This is a genomic window from Synechococcus sp. 65AY6A5 (assembly GCF_002760415.1).
GTDB lineage: Bacteria > Cyanobacteriota > Cyanobacteriia > Thermostichales > Thermostichaceae > Thermostichus.
In genome coordinates, this window is the sequence record NZ_AXUW01000002.1 from 127,229 (window position 1) to 135,607 (window position 8,379).

General features: G+C 61.1%; 11 protein-coding genes. 7 read left to right on the forward strand and 4 right to left on the reverse strand.

Annotation, left to right across the window (positions count from 1 at the left end; genetic code table 11):
- The 3 genes from SYN65AY6A5_RS12350 to SYN65AY6A5_RS12360 form a co-directional block, all read left to right on the forward strand.
- Positions 1-652: RNA-guided endonuclease TnpB family protein (locus SYN65AY6A5_RS12350; RefSeq protein ID WP_143597169.1), on the forward strand; the 652-nt coding region annotated here is incomplete at its 5' end.
- Positions 653-668: 16 nt separating this feature from the next.
- Positions 669-1,076 carry an urease subunit beta gene (ureB, locus tag SYN65AY6A5_RS12355; protein ID WP_099812757.1) on the forward strand — a complete coding sequence of 136 codons (408 nt, stop codon included), beginning with the start codon at positions 669-671 and terminating at the stop codon, positions 1,074-1,076.
- A 136-nt stretch (positions 1,077-1,212) separates the two neighbouring features.
- Positions 1,213-1,464: a hypothetical protein gene (locus tag SYN65AY6A5_RS12360; protein WP_240527800.1), complete on the forward strand. Its 252-nt coding sequence runs from the start codon at positions 1,213-1,215 to the stop codon at positions 1,462-1,464.
- Positions 1,465-1,599: 135 nt separating this feature from the next.
- Here the strand turns inward: SYN65AY6A5_RS12360 and SYN65AY6A5_RS12365 are convergent, their stop codons facing one another.
- On the reverse strand, positions 1,600-3,999 hold the full coding sequence (locus tag SYN65AY6A5_RS12365) for an endonuclease MutS2 (RefSeq protein ID WP_011431374.1): 2,400 nt from the start codon (positions 3,997-3,999) through the stop codon (positions 1,600-1,602).
- 11 nt (positions 4,000-4,010) lie between these two features.
- Positions 4,011-4,175 carry a hypothetical protein gene (locus tag SYN65AY6A5_RS14080; RefSeq protein WP_168173329.1) on the reverse strand — a complete coding sequence of 55 codons (165 nt, stop codon included), beginning with the start codon at positions 4,173-4,175 and terminating at the stop codon, positions 4,011-4,013.
- Positions 4,176-4,373: 198 nt separating this feature from the next.
- Between SYN65AY6A5_RS14080 and SYN65AY6A5_RS12370 the strand changes: the two genes are divergently transcribed.
- From SYN65AY6A5_RS12370 to SYN65AY6A5_RS12385, 4 genes are all read left to right on the forward strand, one after another.
- Positions 4,374-4,778 (forward strand): NIL domain-containing protein, encoded by a 405-nt coding sequence (locus SYN65AY6A5_RS12370; RefSeq protein WP_011431371.1) that lies wholly within the window; start codon positions 4,374-4,376, stop codon positions 4,776-4,778.
- 108 nt (positions 4,779-4,886) lie between these two features.
- Positions 4,887-5,108: an NAD(P)H-quinone oxidoreductase subunit L gene (ndhL, locus tag SYN65AY6A5_RS12375; protein WP_011431370.1), complete on the forward strand. Its 222-nt coding sequence runs from the start codon at positions 4,887-4,889 to the stop codon at positions 5,106-5,108.
- Positions 5,109-5,135: 27 nt separating this feature from the next.
- Complete coding sequence (locus SYN65AY6A5_RS12380; protein WP_011431369.1) at positions 5,136-5,477, forward strand: DUF3007 family protein; 342 nt, start codon at positions 5,136-5,138, stop codon at positions 5,475-5,477.
- Between the two features lie 289 nt (positions 5,478-5,766).
- Positions 5,767-6,321: a response regulator gene (locus tag SYN65AY6A5_RS12385; protein WP_041438612.1), complete on the forward strand. Its 555-nt coding sequence runs from the start codon at positions 5,767-5,769 to the stop codon at positions 6,319-6,321.
- Between the two features lie 77 nt (positions 6,322-6,398).
- Here the strand turns inward: SYN65AY6A5_RS12385 and SYN65AY6A5_RS12390 are convergent, their stop codons facing one another.
- Positions 6,399-7,451, reverse strand: a complete 1,053-nt coding sequence (locus SYN65AY6A5_RS12390; RefSeq protein WP_228375346.1) for a HAMP domain-containing sensor histidine kinase — start codon at positions 7,449-7,451, stop codon at positions 6,399-6,401.
- Between the two features lie 79 nt (positions 7,452-7,530).
- Positions 7,531-8,037 (reverse strand): class I SAM-dependent methyltransferase, encoded by a 507-nt coding sequence (locus tag SYN65AY6A5_RS12395; protein ID WP_011431366.1) that lies wholly within the window; start codon positions 8,035-8,037, stop codon positions 7,531-7,533.
- Between the last annotated feature and the right edge of the window lie 342 nt (positions 8,038-8,379).

Genomic DNA, 8,379 nt, shown 5'->3' on the forward strand with positions numbered 1-8,379 from the left:
GGTGGGCATTGATGTGGGATTGGATAGGTTTCTCACCACCAGCGATGGGGAGGTGGTGCCTATCCCGCGGCACTACCGCCGAGCCCAAAAGCACTTGGCCCGACAGCAGCGGCAACTGAGCCGCAAAGTGAAGGGATCCGCCAACTGGAAGAGACAAGCCACGAAAGTTGCTTGTTTGCAGTTGCACGTTGCCCGACAACGCAAAGCGTTCCACTACCAAGTGGCGCACTGGCTGGTGGGGCAATACGACCTGTTGGTGGTGGAGGATCTCAACGTCCGAGGGCTGGCACGAACTCGGTTGGCTAAATCGATTTTGGATGCGGCTTGGGGACGATTTCTTGACATTCTGACAGCAGTGGCGGTCAAACGCGGCAAACAGGTGTTGAGAGTGGATCCCCGTGGTACGTCCCAAAATTGTTGTGTTTGTGAGGAGCGTGTTCCCAAGACCTTGTCGGAACGGGTGCATGATTGCCCCCGTTGCGGGTCGTGGGACAGAGACTTGAACGCTGCTATCGAGATTTTGAAGCGTGGACTCAGGGCGGTGGGACTGCCGCTCTCTGGCTGTGGAGGATCCTGGTTTACCAGTCCGTTGAAGCAGCAACTCCGGGAAGTGATTCTCGGAAGCTCCCGTCTACAGCCCGTCAGGGCTTAGCGGGAGAGGATGTCACATGGCTCGCAAATCCAAAGCCACGCCTGCTGCCGACCCTGAACCAGCCCCGATCTCGGAAGAGCTGCTGCTGGCAGAGGATCCCATCCAAACCAATGTCGGACGGGCCACTGGGATGCTGGAGGTCACCAACCGGGGGGATCGGCCCATTCAGGTGGGATCCCATTTTCACTTTTTTGAGGTCAACCGAGCCCTGGTGTTGGATCGCGCCGCCAGCTTTGGCAGGCGCCTCAACATCCCTTCCGGCCAAGCGGTGCGTTTTGAGCCGGGGCAAACCCAGCGGGTCACTCTGGTGGCGCTGGGAGGCAAGGGTCTGGTGCATGGCTGCAACCGGCTGACGAAGAGCAGCGTCCGCTCTGCAACGCAAAAGCGGCGGGCCCTGGCCCGATTGCAGGAGTGGATGGGCTAGGTGGTTAAGCGCTATGGACATAACGCCCCTCGAAGTATGCAGCTTTGGGCATCTGGGCTGAGGCTTGGCCACATCCCCATCCCACCTCAGATTCAAGAGAGTAGGGCTATCCAATTCTTCCTCTGGGATCTGGCCAATGTTAGAGCGTGAGACTGTTTGGTGGATGTGGGTACAGGGCTTGGGGCTGAATCTTTCCGGGTTGGCCCTGTTGGCAGCAGCAGGTGCCACTTTCGGCCCCCTCTGCTGGACCGGCGCGACGGTGGCGGTGATGCTCAAGTTAATTGGAGATAGCCAACTGCTGCGCGCCTACTGGCTTTGGCAAAGTCGGCACCGCCAAGCGGGATCCCAGCCCGTCAGCTCGGCAGCGGCGCTCCAAAGTCAAGTTTGAACAGTTACCAAACAGCCTGTTCGTGGAGCTTCAGCTTCCCTCTCCCCCTGAGGAAGAGGGGCGGGTGAAGGCCAGCGGCAAAGTGCCTTAACCTTGTTTGAAACGACTGTCAGGGAGTTTGAAACAGCCTGACCCTCACCGCAGGTGGGCCACAGTCACACCCGTACCGCCGTCCTGGGGATCCGCTGGGGCAAACCTCTGGACACGCGGGTGATTTTGGAGGTAGGCCTGGACGCCGGCCCGCAGGCGTCCCGTGCCGTGGCCGTGGATGATCCAAACCGGGCCAGGAGGGGCTTGGGCAAAGTGCTGTTCCAGAATCGCCTCGGCATCGGCTACAGTTTTCCCCCTTAGGTCAAGGGTGTTGCGGCTGGTGCGCAGGTTCAGGGGAGCAGTGGTGGGCGGTGGGGAAGGAGGAGCTTTGGGGCGCTGGCGCTGTTTGGCCTGATGTTCATCGATGGGATCCAACTGGCCCCGCGGCACCGTGAACTTGAGAATGCCGCTGCGCACCACATACACCTCTCCTTCGACGGCAATGACCTCTCCCGTCTGTCCCAGGCCCCGCAGCCGCACCCGATCCCCCACCTCTGGCACGAACTCAGTCTCAACGGGCGGCGGCGGCGGCGAGTAGCGCCTGCGAATCTGCTCCAGCTCAGCAGCGACCTGCTGGGGATCGTCCCCCTGTTGCAGCTTGCGGACGGCGGCGGCCACCTCCCGGCGGGCGGCGGCCAAGAGGGCTTGCAGCCCCTGTTGCTGCCGGTACTCCAGTTGCGCCTCTCGCTCAGCCATTTGCCGACTGCGCTGCTGCATTTGGCGGTACAGGGTTTCCAGCTCTTGGTGCAGGGATCCCACCTGGGCGGCCCGCTCTTCCAACTGGGCCCGTTGCGCCTCCAGCCCCGCGATCACCTTATCCACCTGGCTTTCCCCCTGCAGATGCTGCTGCGCCCGCCGCAGAATCTCCGGCTCCAGGTGCAGCCGCCGGGCGATGGCCAAGGCATTGGAGCGACCAGGGATCCCCCACAGCAGGCGGTAGGTGGGGGCCAGGGTGGCCTCGTCAAACTCCACCGAGGCATTCTCAAAGCCGGGATGCTGGTATTTCAGAGCCTTCAGCTCGCCGTAGTGGGTGGTGGCCAAGGTCAGCAGGGCCTTTTCGGCGAGATACTCCAATAGCCCGGCAGCCAGGGCCGCGCCCTCGCTGGGATCCGTGCCTGCCCCCACCTCGTCCAGCAGAACAAGGGCCGGCGCCGGCTCCGACTGCAAAGCTTGCACGATGCGGCTGATGCGGCGAATATGCCCGGAAAAAGTGGAGAGGCTTTGCTGCAGCGATTGCTCGTCGCCGATGTCGGCATAGACCCCGTCGAACCAGGGCAGTTGGGGCGGATCCTGGGCGGGCAGGAAGATCCCCGCCTTGGCCATAAGCACCAATAGCCCCAAGGTCTTCAGGGCAACCGTCTTGCCGCCAGTGTTGGGGCCGGTGATGACCACGGCGCGGATGGACTCCGAGAGGGTGAAATCGATCGGGATCACCTCCGGGCCCTTGCCTTCCTCGCGAGACTGCCACAGAAGCAAGGGGTGCCTAGCTTGGCGCAGGCGCAATCCTGCCGGGACAAACTGGGGGCGATTGCCCCCCAACCAAAGGCTGTAGCGAGCGCGAGCCAACGCCACCTCCAGCCCCACCATCACCGCCTGCAGATGCTCCAAATCCTCGGCAACAGATCCCACCTGGGCCGAGAGGGCGGCCAAGATCCGCTCTTCCTCCGCCTGGATCTGGGCCTGGGTTTCCCGCAGCCGGTTGCCTAGCTCCACCACAGCGTAGGGCTCTACATAGAGGGTGGCCCCGCTGGCAGAGCTGTCGTGCACAATGCCGCGGATGAGATCCCGATGGGTGGCCTTTACCATCAGCACAAAGCGCCCCTGCCGCTGGCCAATCAACGTGTCCTGCAGCGCCTGGGGGTGCTGGCTCATCACCTGTTGTAGGCGTTCTTGGATCTGGCTGCGGTACTGGCGGTGCTGACGGCGCAGGTCTGCCAGGGCGGCGCTGGCGCTATCTCTCACCTCGCCGTGTTCGTCCAGGCAGCGGAAGATCTCCTGCTCTAGCTCAGGATAGGTGCGCAGATTGCTCACCCACTCCTGCAGGCGGGGCAGGCGCTCGTCAGCATCGATGAGTCGGCGAAGGCGGCGAGCAGCCCCCAAGGTGGTGGCAATCTGCACCAGCTCTTCCCCGCTCAGAATGCCCCCCCGTTCGGCCCGTTCCAGGGCCGGCAGCAAGTTGTGGATCCCGTCCAGAGAAATCCCCCCTGGCTGGCTGCAATCCAGCCGGATGGCCTCCTCCGTTTGATCAAGACAGACCTCGCTCTCGGCGCGGCTCCGCCAGGGATCCAGCTCTAGGCAGGCGCGGCGGCCTAGGGGTGTGGCGGCAAAGCTGGCCAAGTGTTGGCAGAGGCGGGGCCACTCCAACAATTCCAAAGTTTCTTGGCGGAGGGAAGGATCGGGCTCAGAACAGATCGGCAGCAGGTTGAAAGTAGTGGGCGTAGGCATTCCTGAAGAAATTAGCCATTCGAGGAAGAACGGAGCTGCAGCCGCTTCATCTCTTGCAAAAACTGCCGCTGGTAGTTGAGAAAGGCAGTGTGCCACTCGCGGAAGCGACGCTCACCATCGCGCACCAACATCTGTCGGTAGTGCTCGGAGTTGAGACGGGGCCGGGCCGAGTTCATGGGGATCGAAGACGCTCTGCCCCTATTGTGGCAGGCCGCGGGGCGCCTTTCATAGCTTCCAACCTGCGGGCAGGCGAGAAAGCACCCCATCTGTTCTGCCGGTGAGGGGAGATTTTTTGCTTGCAGTATGGCCGAACTTGGCAGTCGGCCTTGGCATACTGGAAGAGTCGTCGTACCTCAGCTACGCAAGTCAAATCCGTGCGCAAACGAGTGACCCTGATTTTTCCTCGCCACTTGGTGAATGTGCCCCTCACCTATCGTCTGGCGAAAGACTTCGATGTAGCCGCCAACATCGTCCGTGCCAGAGTAACCCCTAACGAAGTGGGCACCCTGGTGGTGGAGCTCTCGGGAGATATCGACCAGGTGGAGGCGGGGCTGGAGTGGGTGCAGTCTTTGGGCATTGAGGTGGCCGAGCGGGCTAAAGAAATTCAGATCGACCCAGATTTGTGCGTGGATTGCGGCTTGTGTACGGGCGTTTGCCCCACCGAGGCACTGAAGATTTCCGCTCCCGACTGGAAACTGGAGTTTCTGCGTAATCGCTGTGTTATGTGCGAACAATGCATCCCCACCTGCCCTGTCGGGGCCATCAGCACGAGTTTATAGCGATGAGGCGAAGAGCCGGCTAAGCCGACAAGTTCATTCACTATTACAATGCTGTAATATGACCCCGATTGGACTGGATTTGCCCAGGTTAATTCGAGGCAACTGGATATGCTCTCTACCTCGACGCTCATTGGCTTGACCTATGCTGCGCTAGCAGTTCTCTACCTGCTGGTGCTGCCGTTCTTGTTTTTGGTGTACGTGGACAAGCGCTGGAACTACAGCGGTGCCTGGGAAAAGGTGTTGATGTTTTTCCTAGTTTTGTTTTTCTTCCCCGGTATGGTGCTCGTGGCTCCCTTCATGACGTTTCGGCCCAAGCCGCGTTCGCTCTAGAGCTCGCCCTTCTGCAACCTACCAGCCATGCGCAGACGGGATGTTCTCGGCATTGGCCTAGCCCTGCTCTTGGGGGGAGGACTTCTCTACGGGCTGCTGCTTTGGGCCGGCTTAGATACGGGCGCGGCGCAGCAGGTGTCGAGTGTGGTGTTTCTGCTGGGATGCCTGGGCTGGACGGTGGGCTACCTGAAGCGGGTGTTGAGCAGGGAAATGACTCTGAAGGCCCAGTGGGCCACTTTCGAGAGGCAGCAAATCCAAGAAAAACTTCACTCCCTCTCCCCGGAGGAGTGGCAGGCCTTGCAGGCCGAGCTGGCCTCCGAAACCGAAGAGGAAGCTGAGGGTGGTTTGACCGAGCAAGGCAAGTGCTGAGGCCGCCGGGCAAGCTGTACCCAAAAACTTGTCGCAGATCGGTGGAGTTTCAGCTAGAAACTGCAGGAGCCCCGCACTGTACCCCCTCAATCCCCCCGCCCCCCTGCCCCCATATACGGGGGGTTGGGGGGGAAGGAGGGGCGGTCGGAGTCGGGTAGTTTACGTATCCAAGCGGCTGGGTCAGCCCAGCACTACCGGTATAGCTAGTTACTGTTTCTTCTCTATTGGAAATGCTACCTTGCGCCGTAGGCAAAGTTGTGAACTAAGGCAAGTCGTTTCTCTGCTCACCGTGACCAAGACCGTTCTGGTGGCTCAGGGTCAGCTTTTGCAAGCCCAGCTCTGGAAGCTGGTGCTGGAGTCTCAGCGCCATACAGTGGTGCTGGTTTCTCCTCAGGCAGATCTGGTGGAGGTGGCGGCAACTCATTCTCCGGATCTGATGGTGGTGGATATGACGACGGGGCTGTTTAACCCCTATGCCTTTTGTCGAGAGTGTCGGAGCCGGCTTCCGGATATCCCTGTGATTCTCACTCATTACCCTCGTCGCCCCATCGAGCCGGCAGAGCGGCGCTGGGCCATTTACCAGGGGGCAGCCGAGGTGATCCCCGGTTTGGCCGAAGCCGACGACATTCTCCACTCCCTCGAGCAAATTTACAAGGCAGCCAGGTGGTCTTTTCCCATCGACACGGAAGCTCTTCACGCGGTTCTCGAGCAGCTGGGTTTGTGGTCTGAAAAAGACAGCCCCCCTCCTTCCCCGTCCGTTGCAACAGAAGAACGCCAAGAGCAAACGGCTGCGCTCCCGCCGGCAAAGTATCGATTGATGTATCGGGGCCGCCCTGTCGAGTGAGCTGCAAGCGCTCCACACCACTAACGCGAAGCAGAGGGGATCCCTTGGGCGCTTTTCTCCCCTGGCGGGGTTGGGGATCAGGGCAGCACCAGCGCTAGGGTCGTGCCCTGGGATCCCGTCTCCACCAAACACAAGTCTCCTCCGTGGGCTTGCAGGATACGTTTGGCGATGTACAGCCCCAGACCTCCTGAGCCGGTCGGGTAGTGCTGGCCGGCGATGTGAATGGGTTGGGCGATGTAGGGCTGGGCCAGCTCTTCCAGGGGAGCCGGCAGGCCGGGCCCGTCATCCCGCACCTGGATCTGGCGAGGGCTGATGGTCAGCACCACCACCTGGCGGGCGTAGCGCAAGGCATTGTCCACCAGGTTCACCAGCGCCCGTTCCAGCTCGGCCTCATCGGCATTGGCCCACCCTTCTCCCTCCACTCGCAGGTCGATCCCCCGTTCTCGGGCCAGGGATCCCATGCGTTCGGCCACCCGTCGGGCCAGGGATCCCAGATCGCAAAGACGAGGATGTAGCTCGATCTCGCCCCGCTCTAGGCGGTGGGCCTCCACCATCCGCTGCACCAGGGACAGATTGCGTTGGTTCTCCTGCAAGATGCGATCCAGCAGGGCAAGCCGCTCTTCCGGCTGCAACTGCTGCTCCTGCTTGAGGGCACTTAGCAAATGCCCAAAGGCAATGAGAGGGGTTTTCAGGTCATGCACCAAGGTGGCGGTAAAGGCTTCCCGCCGCAATTGGTCAATCTGGATCTGGCGCAGCAGATGGGCAAAGGCCTGGCGCAGGATCAAAGCCTCTTGGGGATCCCCGGGGCGGAGCAGCAAATTCCAACGGGCCGGCTGGCTAATTAAGGTTTCCAGATGGCCCAGCTCGCGGGCCAGCAAGGTGAGGGGCCGCAAGATTAGGGAAGACAGGACATAGCCCACCACTGCCGATAGCCCTGCTAGCAAAGGGATCCACAGCAGCAGCAGGACAGATCCCTCGGGGCTGAGCTCTGTGCCGGGGAGGATCCACTGCACCGACAGGATGAAAACCAAGTTGGGGACAAAGGAAAGGCTGGCAATCACCAGCGCCACCTGAGTGCGCAGGCTGTGGGGGAAGCGGCGGCGCCAGAACTCAAGTAGACGGCGTCTCAAGGGGGAACGGGAGAGAGGGCTGAGTTGAATTAGGCCAGGAGCGAACAGGCAAGTCAAGAGGGCTGGCAAAAAGTGGGGGCTAAATCCGCCAGAGATAGATGGTGTAGGTGTTGATAACATCTGACACGGTGGTGGTGGCGGTGGGCGGCCAATCCCCCATATCGAAAGTGTGGGTGACCAGGCGGGCGCCAGGCCGGAGCTCGCTGCGCAGCTTGTCTCGAATCAGCAGGTGGGAGCGGGGCAGCAAATAACAGGTCACCACCGTCGCTGGCGAGAGATCCAGGGTGAGCAAGTCCTGCTGCCGAAAACTGACCCGATCCTGAACCTGAGCGGCTTGGGCCGCCTGCTGTGCCTCTAGGATGCGCTCTGGGTCGATATCCACCCCCAGGCCCCGCGTGCCGCAGCGCTGGGCTGCCCGGATAGGAATGCGGCCATCCCCACAGCCCAAGTCGTAGAGGAGATCGTCGCCCCGCACCTGCGCCAGATCCAGCATGGCGTCGATCACCAGGGGCAAGGTGCGCACGTAGGGAGCCAGGCTCTCCCTACCGGAGCGGTTCTGAATGGGTTTGAAACCACGAGGTGCCACGGTGGAGCCGGGAGAGAGCTTTCCCCCTATTTTAGGATCCCTTGGCTGCCGCCTCTTTTGCGGAGAGAGCAGAAAGCACGGTGGCAGGGATTGGGGTTCTCAATCTTAGATTTTGCGGTTCTGTTGTTATCGCGCAGTTGGCACCTTGAGGTGCTGGGGAGGCTCTTCCAGACCGCTATGGCTGGGAGCGCAGTTTTCCGTCCGTGCCGGAGTCTTGCTGAGGATTTTTGGGGTTTCCTAGCTGCAAACTCTACACTGGGGTTGGTCTGAGATCTGTACCTGATACATTTACGCTGAACACTGCTGAGCATTACTGCTCAGCGGTGAAGCGATAGCATTCTG